A 22,125-nucleotide genomic window follows, 5' to 3' on the forward strand; every position below is an offset into this window, starting at 1 on the left:
GAAGTATTTTATGTTATAGGAACAAAACAGGTATCCATTCACATTAGAGATGGATACCTGCTTTTATTTTCTATAAAGTAATTAATTCTTTTGATGTTGTGGTGAATGGAATACAGCCGTCTTTAGTTACATAAAGGCAATCTTCGATTCGAACACCGACGTCGTTTGGTAAGTAAATGCCAGGTTCAATCGAGAAGCACATGCCTTCTTTAACTTCCAGATCATTTCCGCCGACGATTTGTGGGAATTCATGAATCGTTGTTCCAATTCCGTGGCCTAAACGATGATTGAAATACTCACCATAGCCATGACTTTCGATGACATCTCGGGCAAGCTTATCTAATTGCCCACAGGTTACACCTGGTTTTACAGCATTCATCGCAGCCATATGTGCCTCTAAAACGATGTTGTAGATGTCTTTTTGATGATCTGTCGGTTTTCCACAAGCAACCGTGCGGGTCGCATCACTGCAATAGCCGTTAACAATCGTACCGAGATCGAATAAAACAAGTTCATTTTCCTTACATGTATTTTTACCTGGTGAACCATGTGGACTGGCTGCGTTAGGTCCTGCCAAAACTTCTGTAGGGAAGGACATTTGTTTAATCCCTTTTTTCTTTAATTCATATTCAATCTCTGCAACAATCTCTTCTTCCGTTACACCTGGTTTCACATGTCTAAACCCAATTTCAAAAGCTAAGTCTGCTGTAGAGCCAGCTTCGATCAAGCGTTGGCACTCCTCTTCGGTCTTATATAACTGTAGTTCCTGAACGAGTGGGGTCAAGTCAGCTGAAAAATCGGCGGATGGAAAAGCTTCATTTAAGCGTAGATAACGATCAAGGACTAACTGATTTTTTTCTAAAGCGATTCTTTTTGGTGTTCCATAACGTTTTTTAATTTCCTCAACAATGAGCGTGAAGGGGTCTTGGCTGTCTAGAAAACCAACGACATCATATTCAAAACTGCTGGCTTTTGCATCTTCAACTTCTAAGCCAGGCGCAAATAGAAATGGATCCTTTTCAAGTGGAATGAACAATGCCAATACACGTTCCATCGGGTTGCTATCGAAGCCGGAGAAATAACCAATGTGGCTCGCATCTGAAACATAAGCCAAATCAACCTCATTTTTTTGCATCCATTTTCGTAGTTCTAAAACTTTTTCTTGGTTCATTAAAGCATCCTTCTTTCTTTTGGCGTTATATTGATTGTAACACTAATAAAATTTATTGAAAAATGATTCTGATAAAACGCTTACAGAATTTTAAGGAAAAATGTGTAAAACGGTTGCAATCAATGAAACAACGTGCTATTATCTTTTAGAAATGTAAATGATATTTTCTGAAAACAAAAAAAGGAGCATATCCATGGAAAAGCAAACAATTACGATTTATGATGTTGCCCGTGAAGCAAATGTTTCAATGGCAACCGTTTCTCGTGTAGTCAATGGCAATCCCAATGTAAAACCTACAACACGTAAAAAGGTGTTAGAAGTTATTGAGCGTCTAGATTATCGCCCAAATGCTGTCGCACGAGGACTAGCAAGCAAGAAAACTACGACAGTCGGTGTAATCATCCCAGACGTCAGCAATATGTTTTTTGCGTCATTAGCACGAGGAATTGATGATATTGCTACAATGTACAAATATAATATCATCTTAGCGAACTCAGATGGCGAAGCGCAAAAAGAAGTAAATGTATTAAATAATTTATTAGCGAAACAAGTAGATGGTGTAATTTTCATGGGTCATCGTATTACTGATGAAATCCGTGCAGAATTTTCACGTTCAAAGACACCAATCGTTTTAGCTGGTTCAATTGATCCAGATGAACAAGTGGGTAGTGTAAACATTGATTACAAAGCAGCAACTAAAGAATCTATTGATTTATTAGCAAAACATGGCAATAAGAAAATTGCCTTCATCAGCGGAGCGTTGATTGACGCGATTAATGGTCAAGCTCGTATGGGCGGCTATAAAGAATCATTGGCTGAAAATGGTTTAGACTACAATGAAGGGCTGATCTTTGAAGCGCCTTATAACTTTAAAGAAGGATTAGCATTGACTGATCGTATCTTAAATAGTGGTGCAACAGCAGCGTATGTGACTGATGATGAATTAGCTATCGGTTTATTAGACGGCTTGATTGATAAAGGCGTGAAAGTTCCTGAAGACTTCGAAATCATTACAAGCAATGATTCATTGCTGACAGAAGTGGCACGTCCGCGTCTAAGCAGTGTAACTCAACCATTGTATGATATCGGTGCCGTTGCGATGCGTCTGTTAACAAAAATGATGAACAAAGAAGACATTGAACAAAAAACAATCGAATTGCCACATGGTATCTTCGAAAAAGGATCAACGAAGCAATAATATGAAAAAAGGCTGTGCCAAATTTGGCACAGCCTTTTTCATCGGGTTACATTGTTGAAGGGTGTCGTCGTGCAAAATCGAAAAAGCGGAATTTATCCACCTGGTGACGACTTTCTGTGTATTGAAATTGCCGAGCATCACTAGTAAATACACGACTTTTTACAGAAACAATATTGATATCATGCTGATTAAGATCCAATAGTTCTCGATCTTCATCAGTCAGGGCATCAATCGTGATTTCCTTTTCAGCAAAAGCGATATTCAACCCCAATTGATTTTCAAAGTAGCGATAAATGGAATCCTTTGCGATTTCAGTATCTAGCTCAGGCACAACTGTCGTCAGTAATAGGTCTTTATCAAGTATTACTTTTTTCTGGTCGATCGCTCGTGTACGAATCAATTCCCAGCAGACAGCCCCGATTTCAAATCCAGTCACACGTACTTCCTTTTCATTAATCATAACTTTCTTTAAACTAATAACGTCCGTACTACTGTCATAGCCATAAGAATTTTGGAGTTCCTTGTAACTCGTTAAACCAGAAACAGGAAATCGCAGCTGCTCTCGCTTCAAAACAAGTGAACCTTTACCTTGAATTTTTTGAATGTAGCCATTAGCCATCAGAAGAGACAAGGCTTTGCGAATCGTATCGCGTGATACATGGTAGGTTTGACGCAATTTGTTTTCACTAGGCAAATAAGAACCCGCTTCATAAACGCCTTTTAAAATTCCTCGTTCGATTGCTTGGTAAATCACCTCATAATTTTTCATTTAGCCCTCCTTTTATCCAACTCGTTTACTAGCCTATCAGTGCGGGAAACAGATCAAAACAACTTGTCCGTATATGTGATTCCATTATACAAAGAAAAAAATCACAAGTAAAACGTTTTCTTTGGATTTTGGATAAATAAAATGAGTAAATTCTTATTTTAAGAGAAGCTTGTTTGCTTTCTTACCAACCTGTTGGTAACTATAAGACTGATTAATCATTAATAAAATTTGTTATCGTCCATTAAAATTAAATTTCTCTAATAAACACTTCGTAGCACCAGATGTAAGCGATTTACAAAAATGCTCAAACCAATTATAGTAAACCTATCAGCTGAACTTATCCATACAAGTTAAATTTATTCGGAGGGAAAAAAGATGGGAAAATATGAAAAGGATTCGAAGGACCTGCTGGCAGCCATTGGCGGAAAGAAAAATATTTCTGCGGTTACCCACTGTGCTACTCGGATGCGCTTTGTGCTAAATGATCCAAAAAAAGCAGATGAGGAGCGAATCGAAGAGATTCCAAGTGTTAAAGGAATGTTTACTAATGCTGGACAATTTCAAGTAATTATTGGAAACGATGTAGCCGTTTTTTATAATGAGTTTGTTGCTGTTTCCGGAGTAGAAGGTGTTTCGAAAGAAGCCGCAAAATCGGCGGCCAAGCAAAATCAAAATCCAGTCCAACGTGCCATTACTGTTTTAGCAGAAATTTTTACCCCTTTATTACCAGCAATTATTGTCGGCGGTTTGATTTTAGGATTTCGTAATATTTTGGAAGCCGTACCAATGGGGTGGCTGAATGGTCAAACAATTGTTGAAGCCTCTACATTTTGGAACGGTGTCAATGGGTTCTTATGGTTGCCAGGTGAAGCTATTTTCCACTTCTTGCCAGTCGGGATTACTTGGAGTATTGCTCGTAAAATGGGTGCGACTGAAATCTTAGGGATCGTTCTTGGGATCACATTAGTTTCGCCACAATTGTTAAATGCCTATTCAGTTAACGGCACGACAGCGGCAGAAATTGCAAAGAACTGGACATGGGACTTTGGCTTTTTCACTGTTGATAAGATCGGTTACCAAGCCCAAGTTATTCCAGCAATGCTGGCAGGGTTTCTAATAGTTTACCTAGAACGCTTTTTCCGGAAACATATTCCTGAGGCTGTTTCAATGATTTTCGTTCCATTTTTCTCATTGCTTCCAACGATTTTGGCTGCGCATATTATTTTAGGTCCTATCGGTTGGAAAATCGGAACAGCGATCTCTGCTGTAGTAAATGCGGGTCTAACTTCTAGCTTTAGCTGGTTATTTGGCGGAGTATTCGGAGCGCTATATTCGCCTCTGGTTATTACTGGGTTGCATCATACGACATTAGCGATAGACTCACAATTAATTGCCGACTTTGGTTCGACTAACTTATGGCCGATGATTTGCTTATCCAATATTGCTCAAGGGGCGGCTGTTTTGGCGATAGTCTTTGCTCATCGTGGGAATAAAAAAGAAGAACAGGTATCTATTCCATCAGTGATCTCTGCTTGGTTGGGCGTTACGGAACCGGCAATGTTCGGGATCAATTTGAAATACACGTATCCATTTATTGCTGCTATGATCGGTAGTGGGATCGCAGGCTTGTTTATAACGTTATTCAAGGTTCGGGCATTATCAATTGGTGTCGGCGGGCTTCCAGGGATTTTAGCGATTCGCCCGCAAGACTATCCAATCTTTGCGATTGGAATGGTAATCGCGATTGCTGTTCCGTTTCTTTTGACATTGACATTCCGTCGGATCGGTTTGTTCAATAAAATTGATCGGATCGAAGAAGGGAATGTGCCAACATTGGGCAATGAGCCTGTTAAGAAAACGGGTTCTGTTGTTGAGTTGTTTTCGCCAATTGCTGGAATGCTTCATCCTTTAAGCAGTGCAAAGGATCCGGTATTTGCTGAGGGGATGATGGGACAAGGAGTTGTGATTGACCCGAGTGAAGGAAAATTAGTTGCACCTTTTGATGGTCAAATCAGTTTATTGTTTCCAACAAAGCATGCTATCGGTTTAGTTAGTAGAGAGGGAACAGAGGTATTGATTCATATTGGGATTGATACCGTACAATTAGACGGCAAATATTTTACCAGTCATGTACAGCAAGGAGACAGTGTCAAAAAAGGTCAGCTTTTAATGGAGTTTGATGTTGAGGCCATCAAGTCAGCAGGATATGAGGTGCAAACACCGATTATCATAACAAATTCAACCGACTTTCAAGTGGATCCATTGATTCAGGAAGCCCCTGTAACAAGTGCAGAGAAAATTTTATTAGCGACAGAATTATAGAAGCTGGAGGACAAAATGAGTTTTAAAGAAAAAGTCATCTACCAAATTTATCCCAAATCTTTTTTGGATACAAATCAGGACGGCATCGGGGATCTACCAGGTATCAAACAAAAAATCCCCTATTTGAAACGTTTGGGGGTCGATATGATTTGGTTGAGCCCAATCTATCCAAGTCCTCAAAATGACAATGGGTACGATGTAGCGAACTATACAGCGATCAATCCAATGTTTGGAACCATGAGTGATTTTGAAAATCTAATTGCTACTGCAAAAGAACATGGTATCGAAGTAATGCTAGATATGGTTTTCAATCATGTCTCGACAGAGCATGAATGGTTCCAAAAAGCATTGGCTGGTGATAAAAAATATCAAGCGTACTTTATCTTACGGGATGAGCCAACGGATTGGGTTTCTAAATTCGGTGGAAATGCTTGGGCTCCATTTGGAGAGACTGGTAAATTCTATTTGCATCTATTTGATAAAACACAGGCTGACTTAAATTGGCGAAATCCAGAAGTACGCGAAGAATTATTTGAAGTTATCCGTTTTTGGATGGAAAAAGGTGTAAAAGGGTTTCGATTCGATGTGATCAATTTAATCGGCAAAGATGAAGTTTTAAAAGATTGTGCAGAGAATGATGGAAAACCCGCCTACACAGATCGTCCGATTAATCACGACTTTATCCACATGATGAATCAGGCAACCTTTGGGAAAGAGACAGATATGATTACCGTTGGTGAAATGAGTTTTACCACAGTGGAAAACTGTATTTTGTACACCCAACCTGAGCGCGAAGAATTAAACATGACCTTTAACTTCCATCATTTAAAAGTTGATTATAAAGACGGTAAGAAGTGGACACAAATGCCATTTGATTTTACTCGACTAAAAGAATTGTTTCATACTTGGGGAACGCAGATGAGCCAAGAGAACGGATGGAATGCTCTTTTCTGGAATAATCACGATCAGCCAAGAGCGTTGAATCGGTTTACGGATGTGGATAACTATCGTGTAGCTGGCGCAAAAATGCTGGCTAGTTCGATTCATTTGAATCGGGGGACGCCATATATCTATATGGGAGAAGAAATCGGAATGCTCGATCCAGATTTTGATTCTATGGAAAAATATGCAGATGTGGAAAGCCTAAATGCGTATCAAGAATTGCTATTAGCAGGAACATCGGAAAAGGAAGCCTTTAAAATTGTCAAAGCAAAATCGCGGGACAATTCAAGAACGCCGATGCAGTGGGATAGTGGAGAATATAGTGGCTTTTCAACGGTTGATCCGTGGCTGTCACTAGGAAATACGGCTAATGAAATCAATGTGGCGAAGGAGCTGCAGGAGGGATCTATCTTTAATTATTATCAACGATTGATCAAATTGAGGAAAGAATATCCGATCATTGCGGAAGGAAGTTATGAAGCTTTTTTACCTGATCATCCGCAAATTTACAGCTATATCCGTAGCTATGAGGATCGTAGACTTCTTGTGCTTAATAATTTCTTTCCACAGGAAACAACAATTGATCTGCCTGATGAATTTCAAAAGGGCGAAGTATTAATCAGTAACTATGATAGTGATACAAAGGGTCAAGAAATCACATTGAAGCCGTATCAATCCATCGCTATTTATTGTTAAAAAAACGCGTGAGCAAAATGTGCTCACGCGTTTCTATTTAGTTAAGTCTATTCGTTTATTTATCAAATAAATGATTATACCGCCTAGTGACATAGAAAGTAATTCACCTAAACCGATAATTAGCCAATTAAGTAAAAATGGCGCCTGATAGAAGAACGTTAATTGTCCTGCTACCGTAAACATCGAAAAGGCAAAGAGGAATGCTGTGATAATCATTTTTTTCTTAAGATTTGTGACTTTTCGAGTAATTCCCCGACATATCAACAAAACGATCAACGTAGAGACACTCCCTAATGCTACATCTACAATCCCTAATGGGGATGCCAAATTGGCAATCGCGACACCTAGCGTCACAGCGATCGTATATCGCTTGTTGAAAAGAGGTAAGTAGTTGAACATTTCCGCTACACGGAGCTGGATCGCGCCAAAACTAATAACGGATAAAACGATGGTGACAGCGACATACAGCCCTGTCACGACGGCCATTTTTGCCGTGTCGGTGGTGGTCCAGCGTTGTGCTGAACTTTTTTCAAGATTCATTTTTCATTCTCCTTTACAAGACATCGTCTCGTTAATAACTGCGACCAAAGGATTGAAGTGTCACAGTGCGAAAATATCGCTACCACCTATCTTAGATTATTTAGAAAAAATTGCAAGCTATTTTAAAAGCCAGCCACCATCGATAGGTAAAATATTTCCTTGCATATAACGAGTCTCATCACTCGCTAAGAATAATGTCGCATAAGCGACTTCTTTAGGATCGGCCCAACGTTTAACAGGAGTTTCCTCAGCGACCCATTTTGCCATTTGACCGTCACCGGCAAAATCAGCCTGATTCATAGGCGTATTGATGGCTCCAGGAGCGATAGCGTTGACGTGAAGCCCCCTGGCAGCATAGTCTAAAGCAAGCTGCTTAGTAAAGCCGACAATCGCATGTTTACTAGTAGTATACGCAATCCCTCCGCCACCAGCGACAAGTCCAGCAATTGAAGCCATGTTAATGACAGTCCCTTGATTCTCTAATAGCTCTGGCAGTAATAATTTTGTTAGGGTGAACATGCTGTTAAGATTCGTAGTTAATATGTTTGACCATAGTTCTTCGTCTGTATCATGCAACGGCAAATAATCATCCAATACGCCTACTGTATTTAACAAAATGTTCACAGTACCAAAATGTTCATGGCATTTTCTTATCGCTTTCTTCAAAGCTATTTTTTCTCGAACGTCGCCAATAAAGAAAGCAAACTGTTCAGGGTAGTTCATTTGCAAAGTCAGCATCTCTTGCTTTTGCTGATCAAAGGCAAAAACATAGGCACCAGTAGTCAAAAACGCTTGTGCCTGAGCAGCTCCGATCCCTGAAGCAGCGCCAGTAATAAACACTACTTTTTTTGAGAAATCCATCGCCATCATTCGACGATTTTCCAATCTTCTGCCAAAATATCACAAACGGTCGGTGCGAAGCTGGAGAACCCTTCATCAGCGGTCTTGATCAAAAAGTAGGGGGTAACGGGCGAACCATCAAATACGTCTCCTTCCACTAGGGTTACGTACAATTCAAATCCGCCCCAACCTTCACGAATAATCTTTGCCCCTTTTTTTAGTTCAGGTAAAATTTCTTCAAATGTCATTGATATTTCCTCCATCTAAATTTTCGTTTTCTTTTGGTAGAATACCAAAAAGTTTGAGGAGCTACAAGAAGACGAAGAGAGGAGCAATCACCGAAAAAGACCTCTCCAGTAAAAGGAGAGGTCTTCATCAAAGATTAATCATCTGTTTTTGTTTCTTCGTCTTCTTTATCCTCTTTGTTTTTGGCATTGACTTTATTACGTGTGTTCCAATATGTTTTGTAGTCATCATCGGTTCCGCCGATACCAAATTCATAAGTATTGTCGCCAGGACCATCCTTCGCCCAAAGAGAGGTTGCTTCTCCACTAGGTACTTGATAATTCGTACCGTCGTGACTAACTTTTCCAGGTTTTAATCCAGTAAAGTCTGAAACTTTGATTTGTTTTACATCATCAGACAACTCAAACTCTTCATTTTCACCGAAGACATTTGGATTTACTTGATAAATTCGACCAGCAAGGTAAGCCATGTAGGTCGCTGTCCGATTTCCAGCTCCGTCATTCATTGGTTTGTTATCATCTCGTCCAGTCCATGTTCCTAATGTAATAGACGGTGTAGAGACGATCAACCAATTGTCCGCATAATTATCGGTGGTTCCGGTTTTTCCGACCCAATCGGCCGTGCTCAATTGATAATTAACACCACTTAAGATCGTTTTGAATGGCGTTGTATGCTGCTCGTTTATGACACTACGCATCAGGTCATTCATAATTGACGCTGTTGCTTTAGAATAAACTTGAACAGGAGCTTCTTTATGTTTGTAGATTTCTTTTCCTGTGCTGTCAGTGATTGAGTCAATCAAGTAGCCCTGTTGATAAACACCACCATTTGCTAAGGTTTGGAAACCATTTACTTCTGTTAAAGTTGTGACATTAGTTGTTCCTAGTGGTGCGGATTCTACCCCCCAAGTATTGGAGGATGGATAATTCATTTTCTTCAGGTAATTATCATATGCAAACTGGTCAGAGCCTTTATTTGTTAACAAGTCTTGGTAAACATGATAGGACGTAATATTAGTTGATTCAACAAGTGCCTGCCGTGTTGTTTGAAAAGTCTTAGACCCTTTGTTTTCTGCATTACCTAGTTCCTTGCCGGCGTTTTCACCATGTTGGTATTTCATTGGGAAGTCAGCGATACGTGATGCACTTCCTATTAGCCCTTGATCAATAGCAGGTCCATAAACTAAAACGGGTTTGATAGAGGAACCAGCCTGTCGTGCGGTATCGAAGGCGTGATTGTTTTGATTGGTATTGTAATCTCGACTGCCAACGAAGCCATAGATACGACCGGTTTTATTATCCATCATCACTGTACCAGGCTCTACTGTTGCGCCAGAGCCGTCATCTAAGTATTGTCCATATTCGGCGACACCTAATTGCATTGCATCATAGATATTTTTATCAATCGTTGATTTTACCACTAAGCCTTGATTTTGCATCTTAACTTTCGCTTGTTCAATGTAGCGGTTTTGTACATCTTCTTTATTGTAATCTGCATCGCTCACACCATCTTCTTTAGCTTGCTGTCTGGCTACAATATTAATTGCCTCATTATAAACCGTGTAATATAAGAAGCCGTGTTGCTGAACCTCGACGTCCTGTCGCGCTTGGAAATCTTTTGCTAGATCATATTTTTTTGCGTCTTCATATTCTTTTTTAGAAATCATTTGTTCACGGTACATATTAAAAAGAACATCGTCTTTACGTGCCATCCCAAGAGAATAGTCTTGTTTCAAATCGCCCGTATTGGTGTAAGGACTGTAGACGATCGGGCTTTGTGGCAACCCAGCAATAAATGCGGATTGCGGCAGGTTCAAATCTTTGGCGTGAACCCCAAAAATTCCAATTGCAGCTTCTTCGACCCCAGCGATGTTTTGACCCTTGTTGTTCCGACCAAAAGGAGAAACATTTAGATAGGCTGTCAAAATCTCATCCTTGCTCAAGTATTTCTCCAAGTCTAAAGCCAAAACAATCTCGTTTGCTTTTCGCTTAAAAGAGGTTTCGTTTGTCAAAACTTGTTGTTTGATCAATTGCTGAGTAAGTGTGGAACCGCCAGATCCAGCTCCAAAGCCTACGACTTCACCGAGTAAGGCGCGTACAACAGCTTTTGGAACGACTCCGTGGTGTTCATAAAAGTTTTCATCCTCAGTAGCTACAAGAGCTTTTTTCACCCATTGGGAGATTTCATCGGAGTTTATTTTTTCACGAATGGGATCAGCTTGAATTGTCGCCAGTTCTTGGTTATCCGCATAGAGAAGCTTAGACGATTCCGCGATGTCTCCGACTTTTTGCTTCATTTCAGATTTTGTAGGCGTTGGCGTCCCTTCAACAAGATGCGCAAAATACCCAGCACCGATTCCGACGACCAGCATGCCGCCTAAAAAGAGCACAACGATTAAGCCGAGCAGCAGTGATTTGACCACTCGCAATGAAACGTTAAGCGCGAAAGGTCCACCAAGAGCCGGTCTTGCCTTACTTTTGCTGCTCTTTTTCGGTTGCTTATTTATTTTTTTCTTGTGAGCCAAAAAGTCCACCTCATTAGATTCTATTCATTTTAATTATCTGTTGAATTATAGCAAAGTTTTACTTCTATTAACAAGCGGATGCAATGTTTGTAATCAAAACTTCAACTAATTGTTAAGTAAAACAAAACAAACATTATTATATTGGTCGCTTTACTTGATTCGAGAATCAAATTTATTGTGGAGGAAGTTCGAATTAAATCTAACGAATAGCTTTTATTTCCGCCTTTTTTCAGTTAATATGGGAAAGTATAAATCATTTGAAGATGATATGCGTAATGAAGAAATGTTCCCCTGTTAAATAAGGGACATCAAAATGTATTAGGAGGATAAAACATGCATTCAGACTTTTTCCAAGAACTAAAAGCCCGTGGCTTAATTTTTCAAGTAACAGATGAAGCAGCCCTAGAAAAACAATTAAATGAAGAGTCTGTTAAACTATATATCGGCTTTGACCCGACGGCTGACAGCCTGCATATAGGTCATCTATTACCAATTTTGACGTTGCGTCGTTTCCAACAAAACGGACACGTTCCTATCGCATTAGTTGGCGGTGGTACCGGAATGATTGGAGACCCTTCATTTAAAGACGCGGAACGTCAATTGAATACTTTGGATACTGTTCAAAGCTGGTCTCAAAGTATCAAGAATCAGCTTTCTGGTATTATTGACTTCGAAAATAAAGAAAATCCAGCGATTGTTGCTAACAATTATGAATGGTTAGGCGAATTAAAATTGATCGACTTTTTACGTGATGTAGGGAAAAACTTCACCATCAACTACATGATGAGTAAGGAAAGTGTGAAACGTCGCATCGAATCAGGGATTTCTTACACGGAGTTTGCTTACCAGTTGCTCCAAGCCTACGATTTTTATGAATTGAATAAACGTTATGGTTGTTTATTACAATTAGGCGGAAGCGACCAATGGGGAAATATCACTTCAGGAATTGAGTTGATCCGTCGCGAAGAAGGAAAACAGGCATTTGGTTTAACGATGCCATTGATCACAAAAGCGGACGGTACGAAATTCGGTAAAACTGAAGGAAATGCGGTTTGGTTAGATCCAGAAAAGACATCACCGTATGAATTTTATCAATTCTGGATTAACACAGATGACCGTGACGCGGTGAAATTCTTGAAATACTTTACTTTCTTGAGTTTAGAAGAAATCGAAGCAATTGAAAAAGAATTTACTGCGGCACCTGAACAACGTGCGGCTCAAAAAGCGTTAGCCAGAGAAGTTACTGTATTGGTTCACGGAGAGGAAGCCTACAATCAGGCTGTTCATATTTCTGAAGCGTTATTTAGCGGAGATGTTAAGAACTTAACTGCGGATGAAATCAAACAAGGATTTAAAAACGTGCCTAGCTACCAAGTTAAAGCGGAGGATGATTTGAATCTTGTGGAGATTCTATTGACCGCAGGGATTGAAAAATCCAAACGCCAAGCGCGAGAAGACATTAACAATGGAGCGATCTATATCAATGGAGATCGTGTACAAGATGTGGCTTACACACTAAGTGATCAAGACAAATTGTCAAATGAATATATCGTTATTCGTCGTGGCAAGAAAAAATACTTTGTTTTACAATTTTAATTGTTAGTAGAAAAAGGATTGTACCAATTTTTTGGAGCAATCCTCTTTCTATGTAATAGGCGGTAAGCGTTTTAGATAGTGGATGGAGTGAGTGTGTGAGAGCAGTTTTATTAAACTCGTTGGGATTATTTGTTATTATTTTGATAGGCTATTTAACAAAACGATTAAACTTATTGATGAAAGCCGATGGAACAACGATTTCAAAAATCGTTGTCAATGTTACACTACCAGCGGCAATCATTGTCAATTTGCAATCCTTGGAAGTAAAAAATCAGCTATTATTACTGATTGCTGCAGGATTAGTATTGAATCTTGTAATGATAATCATTGGTCATTTTTTCTCAAAAAAGCAAGAACAAGTAGAGCGAGAATTTTTGATGTATAGTGTTTCCGGCTATAATATTGGGAATTTTGCGATTCCTTTTGTTCAAAGTTTTATGCCGCTGGCGATTCCTATTCTATCCTTTTTCGATATTGGAAATAGTGTGATGTTAGCTGGCGGTTCAAATGTTGTGATTGAAGGGATTAGTGGAAGCAATGGACAACGTCCATCTGCAAAAATGGTTCTTGGTCGTTTGGGCAGGTCAGTCCCTTTTTTATGCTACTTGATCATGCTCTTTTTCCGAATGGTAAAGTTGGATCTCCCTCCAGCGGTATTTCAAATTGCGCAGCCCATTGCTAGTGCAAATACATTTTTATCAATGTTTATGATTGGGCTATTTTTAGAATTACGCTTGCCAAAAAAAGATTTGGCTTTAGTTCTGCGTGTTTTAGTCATCAAATATGCTTCAGGAATCTTATTAGCTGTTGTTTTTATGCTGCTGCCGATTCCAATGATGATCAAAATCGTTTTATGTCTTGTATCTGTCGGGCCGATTCCGACGTTTGCTGTTATCAATAGTGTTGCTGCGGGAATGCGGGCGGAGGTAGTAGGGTTCACTTCGTCTCTCAGTTTCCTGGTCAGCTTGCCGTTGATGACAGGCTTGTTACTATTTTTATAAAGAAAAACAGATGGAGGTTTTTTATGTTAATTGGTTCTCATGTAAGTATGAAGGGAAAAGAAATGCTGCTAGGTGCAGCACAAGAAGCGGCAAGTTATGATGCGTCAACCTTTATGATCTATAGTGGAGCGCCGCAAAATACGCGTCGTAAACCAGTAGATGAGATGAATATTCCGGCTGGGAAAGAATTTATGAAGGAACAAGGATTGTCGAATATTGTCATGCATGCGCCGTATATCATTAATTTAGGCAATACGAAAAAGCCAGAGATGTTTCCTTTTGCCGTTCAATTTTTACGTGATGAAATCATGCGGGCAGAGGCTCTAGGTGCGATGCAAATCACCTTACATCCAGGCGCTCACGTGGGAGCAGGTGAAAAAGCGGGTCTTGATCAAATTATCAAAGGATTAAATGAAGTACTTACTAAAGATCAAAAAGCGCAAATTGCTCTGGAAACGATGGCGGGTAAAGGAACTGAATTAGGAAAAACGTTTGAAGAGCTCGCATACATTATTGATGGGGTCACGTTGAACGAGAAACTTTCGGTGACGTTTGATACTTGTCATACCAATGATGCAGGCTACAATGTGAAGGATGATTTTGACGGAGTGTTGGCTGAGTTCGATCGGGTGATTGGCTTGGATCGCTTGAAGGTGATCCATGTAAATGACTCGAAAAATCCAATGGGTTCTCACAAGGACCGCCATGCCAATATTGGCTTCGGAACAATTGGTTTTGATACATTGAATGCTATCGTTCACCATGAAAAATTGAAAGAATTGCCAAAAATTTTAGAAACACCTTATGTTGGAGAAGACAAAAAAAATCAACAGGCGCCTTATGGATTTGAAATTGCTATGCTGAAAGCTGGTAAATTTGATCCCGATTTATTAGAAAAAATTCAGGCACAATAATGAAAAGGCACACGCTCTATTTTAGACGTGTGTCTTTTCATTAGTCTTATAGTATTTTATTCTCTAATTTGCCCATCTCCGTAAATGATATATTTACTGGAAGTCAAATGTTCTAAGCCCATCGGACCACGTGCATGAAGCTTTTGTGTAGAAATCCCGATTTCTGCTCCAAAACCAAATTTGAAGCCATCGGTAAAGCGAGTAGAGGCATTGATATATACAGCCGCCGCATCCACTTCTTTTAAGAATTTTTGCCCATTGTGATAACTATCCGTTACTATCGCTTCTGAATGCTTCGAATTGTAACGATTGATATGTTCAATTGCTTCATCGATGGAGGCAACGACTTTAACTGCCAAGATGTAATCTAGAAATTCTGTTGCCCAATCTTCTTCAGTTGCTAAGGATGCTTGTGTTAAATAAGACAAAGCGTTCGAATCGGCACGTAAAGATACACCGTGTGAAATCAAATTTTTTTCGATCATTGGCAGAAATTCCGAGGCAATGTCTTCATGAACCAGTAAGGTTTCGATTGCGTTGCACACTGAAGGACGTTGTGCTTTCGCATTCACGACGATGTCGCTGGCCATATCTAATTGCGCTGCATTATCTACATATACGTGATTGTTCCCTGTTCCTGTCTCGATTACAGGGACAGTAGCGCTATTTTTAACACGTTGGATCAAACCAGCTCCGCCTCGAGGAATTAAGACATCTAGATAATCATTTAACCGCATCATTTCGTTTGCTACATCATGAGAAGTGTCATTGACGAACTGGATCATCCCAATGTCTAATTGTTTATTTTGTAAAGTTTTCTGCATGAGCTTAACTAGGGCTTGGTTTGAGTAGAAGGCTTCCTTGCCGCCGCGCAATATTACTGCATTTCCCGACTTGAAGCATAAACTAGCCGCATCGGTTGTTACATTTGGTCGCGATTCAAAGATGATCCCGATTACACCTAATGGCACACGCTGTTGTCCCACCATTAGCTGATCTTCGGTACGCCACATTTTTTCTACGACGCCTATTGGATCCGCTAAAGCCGCTACTTGCCGGATTCCTTCAGCCATTTCTTGGATTCTATCGTCGGTTAAACGCAAACGATCCATCAGCGGTTCTGGAATGCCGTTTTCCTTGGCTTGCTTCAGATCTTGCTGATTTGCTTGTAGAATCGTGGTTTTACTGTTTTCTAAGTCGATTGCCATCTGTAGTAGACAGTCATTTTTCTTGCTGGTCTCCAGTTGACTTAACTCTTGCGCGGCTTTTTTGCTTTTTTCTCCTAAACTGATCATTAAGTTATTCATGTTGTCCCTCCTTGAATAATGTTCCGACTTCTACGCCTGCTAAAATATCAAAAATTATTCTGGGAGGTTTTCCATTTGCCAAGACCATAGCGCTTTTTACGTCTAAGATTCGTTGAGCGGCCTTCAATTTGCTGACCATGCCGCCTGTTCCGAAGCGACTTCCTTTTCCACCTGCTTGGTCCATCAGTGTTTGGTTGATTGTGGAGATAGTGGAGTAGAGAATGGCCTGCTTATTCTTTGATGGGTTATCAGAATAGAACCCATCAATATCGCTTAGCATAATTAACAAATCCGCATCCATTAATTGTACAACGATTGCTGATAATTCATCATTATCACCAAATCTTCTCGTGTGATCCATTTCGTCCACAGCTACAGTATCATTTTCATTTATGATTGGAACGATGCCCATCGAAAGAAGCTGCTCCAAGGTGTTAATTACATTTTTTCGACTTTCTGGAAAATCTACTACGTCTCGCGTTAACAGCACTTGAGCCGTTTGTTGACTATAGCCTAAAAAACGCTGATTATAGATGTGCATCAGCTCTGATTGTCCTACAGCTGCGACTGCTTGCTGTACAGGGATCTCCCGTGGACGTTCTGGGATATGAAGCTTGTCCATGCCGACACCAATAGCGCCAGAAGAGACTAATAGTATTTCTTTTCCTTGATTGCGTAGATCGGTGAGTACAAATGCTAATTGATCAATACCATCCAAATTAATCTTACCGTTTGGGTGGATCAAAGAACTTGTTCCGATCTTTACAACAATCCGATTTACAGATTTTAAAAACTCTCTCATACTTACACCTCTTCACTTAGCCACCAGCGAGGAAGATATTGTTTTGCATTTTAGCATATTCTAATCAATATTTCATCATTTATTTAAAAATAATTGAGTATTTTCACTTTTTCTTCAATTTGGTAAGAGAGCTTTTGTTCTAGTTTTTAATTAGTAAGTAAAAAAGGAACACGTCTCACCCAATAAATAAGATTGGACTAAATTTACACAGACAGATTTGAAGTTTCTTAAAACGTCTTTTCTTTTGGGGAATCTTTTAGTAAAATGTATGAGAATGTGTCAGGAAAGGAGCGGTGAAAATGGTATCAACTGGAATCGTAGTATTGATCGCAGTAATCGCTGCACTATTAGGTGCTGTCGGCGGTTTCTTCTTAGCTCGTAAATATATGCAAGACTATTTCAAAAAGAATCCTCCAATCAACGAGGATATGTTACGTCAGATGATGATGTCGATGGGGCAAAAGCCTTCAGAGAAAAAAGTTCGTCAAATGATGCAGCAAATGAAAAATCAACAATAATTTTGCAAGGACAATCGTCGCAGGATGATTGCCCTTCTTTTTTGACCTGATGTATTCAGAGAGGTGCACCAGTTATCATTCAAAAACTCTCATCAATGAGTCAGCATAATAAATGTGAGAATTTCCCAAGCCTCATTATGAAGAAAATAGGGAAGGTTACATTTAGTAAGCAGATTTGTCGACAGAATAAACACTTGGATGTAAAGTTAAGCCGAATGGGGGAATGACTGAATGTATGATGTAATAGTTATCGGTGCGGGTCCAGCAGGGATGACCGCAGCCTTATACGCTTCACGCTCAAACTTAAAAGTTCTTTTAATTGAACGTGGCGCACCAGGCGGACAAATGAACAATACCGCTGAAGTTGAAAATTATCCTGGTTTTGAATCAATCATGGGACCTGAGCTTGCAATGAAAATGTATGATGGTGTCACGAAATTCGGTACAGAGAATGCTTATGGAATCGTTCAGGACATCAAGGATCATGGAGACTACAAAGAAGTAATTACTGAAGATAAAAGCTATCAAGCCAAGACCATCATTGTTGCAACAGGGTGTGTCCATCGTAAATTAGGTGTGCCAGGAGAAGAATCCTTTGCAGGACGAGGAGTTTCCTATTGTGCAGTTTGTGATGGTGCATTTTTCCGCAATAAACGCTTGATTGTTGTCGGTGGAGGGGATTCAGCAGTTGAAGAAGCGATTTATTTAACTCGTTTTGCTTCTGAGGTGGTCATTGTACATCGCCGCGATGAATTACGGGCGCAAAAGATTATTCAAGATCGTGCCTTTGCTAATGAGAAAATTTCATTTATTTGGGATAGTGTAGTGGATGAAATCGTCGGCAACGACATGGTTGTTACAGGGGCTCAAATCCGCAATGTGAAAACTGGAGAGGTTCATTTAGAGCCTGCAGATGGCGCTTTTATTTATGTTGGTTTGGAACCACTAACTGAGCCATTTAAGAATAGCGGGATTACAAATGCCGCTGGCTGGATTGAAACCGATCATGAAATGAAGACAAAAATTCCTGGTGTCTTTGCTATTGGTGACGCCCGTGAAAAAGATTTACGCCAAATCACGACTGCTGTCGGTGAAGGTGGAATCGCAGGACAACAAGTTTATAAGTACATCGAAGCACAAAATTAATCAGGGAGAGGAAGGCCAATCGTGTCTTCCTCTTTTTTAGAAAAAATACGGGCTTTTCGGCACGACCAAATGCAAGTTTTCTTTGCCGAATATAACAGTAATGGTATACTTAAATGGTAAGAAAAATTTGAAAGAGGTGTGTTTCATGTCTTGGGAACAAGTTTATGAGCAATGGATTGATTCAGATAAATTAGATGAAAAAATGCGTAAAGAATTACAAGACCTAGGTAAAGACCCAGAGTTGAAAAAAGATGCGTTTTATAAACAACTAGAATTTGGAACGGCAGGGATGCGCGGAGTATTAGGTCCAGGTGTCAATCGGATGAATATTTTTACTATTCGTCAAGCAACTGAAGGATTGGCGCGTTTTATGGATACACAAGATCCTGAGACTAAACGTCGTGGTGTAGCAATTGCGTATGATTCACGCCACATGTCACCAGAGTTCGCGATGGAAGCGGCAAAAACATTAGCCAAACACGATATTCCATCATTTGTATTTGAAAGTTTACGTCCAACACCAGAGTTGTCTTTTGCTGTTCGTTTTGAAAATGCATTTACAGGAATTATGATTACGGCCTCTCACAACCCAGCAGAATATAACGGTTATAAAGTCTATGGCGAAGATGGTGGGCAAATGCCGCCAGAAGATGCAGATGCATTGACGAAGTTTGTACGTGCTGTAGAAAACCCATTAGAAGTTGAAGTTTTAGCGGATGAAGAGGTTGAACACAGCGGACTGATCAATATTATTGGTGATGAAGTGGACTCAGAATACTTGAAAGAGATCAAATCAGTAACCATCAACCAAGAATTGATTGATGAAATGGGCAAAGAGCTAAAATTAGTTTACACGCCATTACATGGTACTGGGAAAATGTTGGGTGAAAAAGCCTTGAAGCAAGCAGGTTTCGAAAAATTTGTTTTAGTACCAGAACAAGCAATCGCTGATCCAGATTTCTCTACAGTAAAATCACCAAATCCAGAAGAACATTCAGCCTTTGAATATGCCATTAAGCTAGGAGAACAAGAAGGGGCTGACTTGTTGATCGCAACGGACCCTGATGCCGATCGACTAGGCGCTGCTGTTCGTTTGCCTGATGGCCGTTATCAAGTATTGACAGGAAATCAAATCGGCGCGATTATGATTCGTTATATTTTAGAGGCACATAAACAAGCGGGAACTTTACCATCTAATGCAGTTGTTTTAAAATCAATCGTATCAAGTGAATTAGCGACAACCATCGCGGATTCTTATAACGTGAAGATGGTAGATGTGCTGACTGGATTCAAGTTTATCGCTGAAAAAATCCAACAATATGAAGATGATAACTCGCAAACATTCATGTTTGGCTTTGAAGAAAGCTATGGCTATTTGATTAAGTCTTTTGTCCGCGATAAAGATGCGATTCAAGCATTAGTGCTACTAGCTGAAGTAGCAGCTTACTATAAAAAACAGGGTAAAACTTTATATGACGGCTTACAGGATATTTTTGAAGAATACGGATATTATGCAGAAAAAACCATCTCTGTTACCTTGAGCGGTGCTGAGGGAGCTGAACAAATCAAAACGATTATGGGTAATTTACGTAACGAGGCACCAAAAGCATTCGCAGATGTCGCAGTTACCTTGACTGAAGATTTCAAAGCGTCTAAAGCTATTGATGCTGAAGGAAATGAAACTGCGATCGATATGCCAGCTTCAGATGTCTTGAAATACACATTGGCAGATGAAACTTGGATTGCCGTTCGACCTTCTGGTACAGAACCAAAAATCAAATTCTATATCGGTGTAAAAGGCGACTCTCATGATGCTGCTGCAGAAAAAATTGCAACTTATGAAAAAGCGATCCGCAAAATTGCCGAATAGAGTAAATGAGGGCTATAAATGAAGGAACACGAAGAATTTCAAGCGGTCAGCCAATTTTTTAAAATTTTGAGTGACCCAACACGTTTAAAAATTTTGATGTTTCTAAAAGAGGGAGAGCGGAATGTTTCATCAATCAGTGATACGCTAGCAATGGAACAATCTGCTGTTTCTCATCAATTAAAATTATTACGTGACAACCGTTTAGTCAAAGCGCGTCGTGACGGCAAGGCTATGCTTTACAGTCTGGATGATCAACACGTCCTTGATGTTTTAGAGCAAACCTTCCGACACGTCCTGCACCAATAAAAAAGAGCTTTTCCAAAATTTTTGGAAAAGCTCTTTTTTTTTGCAGAAATTTTGTTATACTGATAGCTAACTATTAGAATATGATGAAATTACTTTTAATACGAATGTAATTTAGTGGAGGCGGATTATGGAAAAAGCAGTCAAGGTAGGTCTATTAGGTTTAGGTGTAGTAGGTACTGGTGTCTTGGAAATTTTGTCAGATCATCGAGATAAAATTGAAAAAAGTATCGGCGGTCCCTTGGTTGTAACAAAAGCATTGATCCGACCAGAGGAAGATAAAAGCGCCTTAGCAGAGAAATATGATTTGGAATTGGTTACTGAGCTCGATTCTATTCTAAACGATCCTGAAATTTCCATTGTTGTGGAGGTAATGGGTCGTATCGAGCCGGCTAAGACGTTCATTAAAAAAGCGTTATTGGCGGGGAAAAATGTTGTGACCGCAAACAAGGATTTATTGGCGCAGCATGGCAGTGAATTGGTAAATCTTGCACGAGAGCAGCAACGGAATTTGTATTATGAAGCCAGTGTCGCTGGTGGGATTCCGATCTTACGAACGATTGCTAATAGTTTGGCTGCCGATGATATTACCGAAGTTTTAGGTATTGTCAATGGAACGACCAATTACATGTTGACGAAAATGGTGCAGGAGCAACGCACTTACGATGAAACCTTGAAGGAAGCGCAAGAGCTTGGCTTTGCAGAAAGTGATCCAACAAATGATGTGGACGGAATTGATGCTGCTTATAAAATGGTCATTTTAAGCAAGTTTGCTTTTGGGATGTCTATAACGATGGATCAAGTTAAGATCAAGGGAATTCGCGGTTTAGCCGCTGAAGATGTTTCTTTAGCTGATCAGCTTGGTTATACGATCAAGCTTATTGGATCGACAATCAAAAAGGACGATACGATTTCAGTTGAAGTCGGTCCGATTTTAGTTCCGCATGAGCATCCACTTGCTTCCATTCACAATGAGATGAACGCTGTTTTTGTTAAAAGTTCAGGGATTGGCGAATCTATGTATTATGGGCCAGGTGCTGGTGCACGTCCTACGGCAACCAGTATTGTGGCTGATTTGATGACGATTGTGAATAAGATGAAAAAGAATACTGTAGGGCATCGTTTTACTGGCTATACCCAACCAACGAAATTAACATCACCGAGTGACAATATCAGTAAATACTTTTTATCTTTAGAAATGCCAGATGAGCCGGGTCAATTCTTGAAGCTGGCTGAGATCATGACAGAGACAAAAGTAGGATTTGAACAAGTTGTTCAGGAAAAAGGTGATGGTGAGACTGCACGGGTTGTCTTGATCACACATGAAACATCAGAGACAAAGATGAATACCGTTCAAAAGGAAATTAAAGAAAAAACCGGCTACAAATTGATATCATTGATGAAAGTTATGGGGGAATAA

At 39.8% G+C, this 22,125-nt stretch carries 19 protein-coding genes; 11 read left to right on the forward strand and 8 right to left on the reverse strand.

The features are described 5' to 3' along the window. Positions 1-70 precede the first annotated feature (70 nt). Positions 71-1,171 carry a M24 family metallopeptidase gene (locus tag RV13_RS03805; protein WP_010746698.1) on the reverse strand — a complete coding sequence of 367 codons (1,101 nt, stop codon included), beginning with the start codon at positions 1,169-1,171 and terminating at the stop codon, positions 71-73. A 193-nt stretch (positions 1,172-1,364) separates the two neighbouring features. On the opposite strand from RV13_RS03805, the gene ccpA reads away from it, so the two are divergent. After that, positions 1,365-2,369, forward strand: a complete 1,005-nt coding sequence (gene ccpA, locus RV13_RS03810) for a catabolite control protein A (protein WP_010746697.1) — start codon at positions 1,365-1,367, stop codon at positions 2,367-2,369. Positions 2,370-2,415: 46 nt separating this feature from the next. On the opposite strand, the gene treR is transcribed toward ccpA, so the two are convergent. Then, positions 2,416-3,138, reverse strand: coding sequence for a trehalose operon repressor (gene treR / locus RV13_RS03815; RefSeq protein ID WP_010746696.1), 723 nt, complete (start codon positions 3,136-3,138; stop codon positions 2,416-2,418). A 375-nt stretch (positions 3,139-3,513) separates the two neighbouring features. Here treR and treP point away from each other — a divergent pair, with 375 nt between their 5' ends. Further along, positions 3,514-5,460 carry a PTS system trehalose-specific EIIBC component gene (gene treP / locus RV13_RS03820; protein WP_010746695.1) on the forward strand — a complete coding sequence of 649 codons (1,947 nt, stop codon included), beginning with the start codon at positions 3,514-3,516 and terminating at the stop codon, positions 5,458-5,460. Positions 5,461-5,475: 15 nt separating this feature from the next. After that, positions 5,476-7,098, forward strand: a complete 1,623-nt coding sequence (gene treC, locus RV13_RS03825; protein ID WP_010746694.1) for an alpha,alpha-phosphotrehalase — start codon at positions 5,476-5,478, stop codon at positions 7,096-7,098. Positions 7,099-7,131: 33 nt separating this feature from the next. Here treC and RV13_RS03830 read toward each other — a convergent pair whose 3' ends face one another. The 4 genes from RV13_RS03830 to RV13_RS03845 form a co-directional block, all read right to left on the reverse strand. Beyond that, positions 7,132-7,638, reverse strand: a complete 507-nt coding sequence (locus RV13_RS03830; RefSeq protein WP_010746693.1) for a QueT transporter family protein — start codon at positions 7,636-7,638, stop codon at positions 7,132-7,134. 117 nt (positions 7,639-7,755) lie between these two features. Then, entirely contained in the window at positions 7,756-8,508 is a 753-nt protein-coding gene (locus RV13_RS03835) for a 3-oxoacyl-ACP reductase (RefSeq protein WP_010746692.1), read from the reverse strand. Beyond that, the gene (locus RV13_RS03840; protein WP_010746691.1) at positions 8,505-8,726 is read right to left on the reverse strand and encodes a DUF2829 domain-containing protein; all 222 of its coding nucleotides are present in this window, start codon (positions 8,724-8,726) and stop codon (positions 8,505-8,507) included. Before RV13_RS03840 ends, RV13_RS03835 begins: the two co-directional genes overlap by 4 nt. Positions 8,727-8,860: 134 nt before the next feature. Then, complete coding sequence (locus RV13_RS03845; RefSeq protein WP_010746690.1) at positions 8,861-11,248, reverse strand: transglycosylase domain-containing protein; 2,388 nt, start codon at positions 11,246-11,248, stop codon at positions 8,861-8,863. Between the two features lie 333 nt (positions 11,249-11,581). Here RV13_RS03845 and tyrS point away from each other — a divergent pair, with 333 nt between their 5' ends. The 3 genes from tyrS (at position 11,582) to RV13_RS03860 (ending at position 14,759) form a co-directional block, all read left to right on the forward strand. After that, positions 11,582-12,844, forward strand: a complete 1,263-nt coding sequence (tyrS, locus tag RV13_RS03850; protein ID WP_010746689.1) for a tyrosine--tRNA ligase — start codon at positions 11,582-11,584, stop codon at positions 12,842-12,844. A gap of 95 nt (positions 12,845-12,939) precedes the next feature. Further along, positions 12,940-13,845 (forward strand): AEC family transporter, encoded by a 906-nt coding sequence (locus tag RV13_RS03855; RefSeq protein WP_010746688.1) that lies wholly within the window; start codon positions 12,940-12,942, stop codon positions 13,843-13,845. A gap of 23 nt (positions 13,846-13,868) precedes the next feature. Next, on the forward strand, positions 13,869-14,759 hold the full coding sequence (locus tag RV13_RS03860; RefSeq protein WP_010746687.1) for a deoxyribonuclease IV: 891 nt from the start codon (positions 13,869-13,871) through the stop codon (positions 14,757-14,759). A gap of 56 nt (positions 14,760-14,815) precedes the next feature. On the opposite strand, the gene RV13_RS03865 is transcribed toward RV13_RS03860, so the two are convergent. After that, on the reverse strand, positions 14,816-16,066 hold the full coding sequence (locus RV13_RS03865) for a glutamate-5-semialdehyde dehydrogenase (RefSeq protein WP_010746686.1): 1,251 nt from the start codon (positions 16,064-16,066) through the stop codon (positions 14,816-14,818). Beyond that, positions 16,059-16,868: a glutamate 5-kinase gene (gene proB / locus RV13_RS03870; protein WP_010746685.1), complete on the reverse strand. Its 810-nt coding sequence runs from the start codon at positions 16,866-16,868 to the stop codon at positions 16,059-16,061. The genes RV13_RS03865 and proB overlap by 8 nt, the downstream gene beginning before the upstream one ends. 299 nt (positions 16,869-17,167) lie before the next feature. On the opposite strand from proB, the gene RV13_RS03875 reads away from it, so the two are divergent. From RV13_RS03875 to RV13_RS03895, 5 genes are all read left to right on the forward strand, one after another. Then, positions 17,168-17,386 (forward strand): YneF family protein, encoded by a 219-nt coding sequence (locus RV13_RS03875; RefSeq protein ID WP_010740033.1) that lies wholly within the window; start codon positions 17,168-17,170, stop codon positions 17,384-17,386. A 231-nt stretch (positions 17,387-17,617) separates the two neighbouring features. Then, positions 17,618-18,532, forward strand: coding sequence for a thioredoxin-disulfide reductase (gene trxB / locus RV13_RS03880; RefSeq protein WP_010746684.1), 915 nt, complete (start codon positions 17,618-17,620; stop codon positions 18,530-18,532). 145 nt (positions 18,533-18,677) lie between these two features. Further along, positions 18,678-20,402 (forward strand): phospho-sugar mutase, encoded by a 1,725-nt coding sequence (locus RV13_RS03885; protein WP_010746683.1) that lies wholly within the window; start codon positions 18,678-18,680, stop codon positions 20,400-20,402. Between the two features lie 18 nt (positions 20,403-20,420). Beyond that, the gene (locus tag RV13_RS03890; protein ID WP_010746682.1) at positions 20,421-20,708 is read left to right on the forward strand and encodes an ArsR/SmtB family transcription factor; all 288 of its coding nucleotides are present in this window, start codon (positions 20,421-20,423) and stop codon (positions 20,706-20,708) included. A gap of 127 nt (positions 20,709-20,835) precedes the next feature. Continuing rightward, on the forward strand, positions 20,836-22,125 hold the full coding sequence (locus tag RV13_RS03895; RefSeq protein WP_010746681.1) for a homoserine dehydrogenase: 1,290 nt from the start codon (positions 20,836-20,838) through the stop codon (positions 22,123-22,125).

It is taken from the genome of Enterococcus raffinosus (assembly GCF_001886185.1).
Classification (GTDB): domain Bacteria; phylum Bacillota; class Bacilli; order Lactobacillales; family Enterococcaceae; genus Enterococcus_A; species Enterococcus_A raffinosus.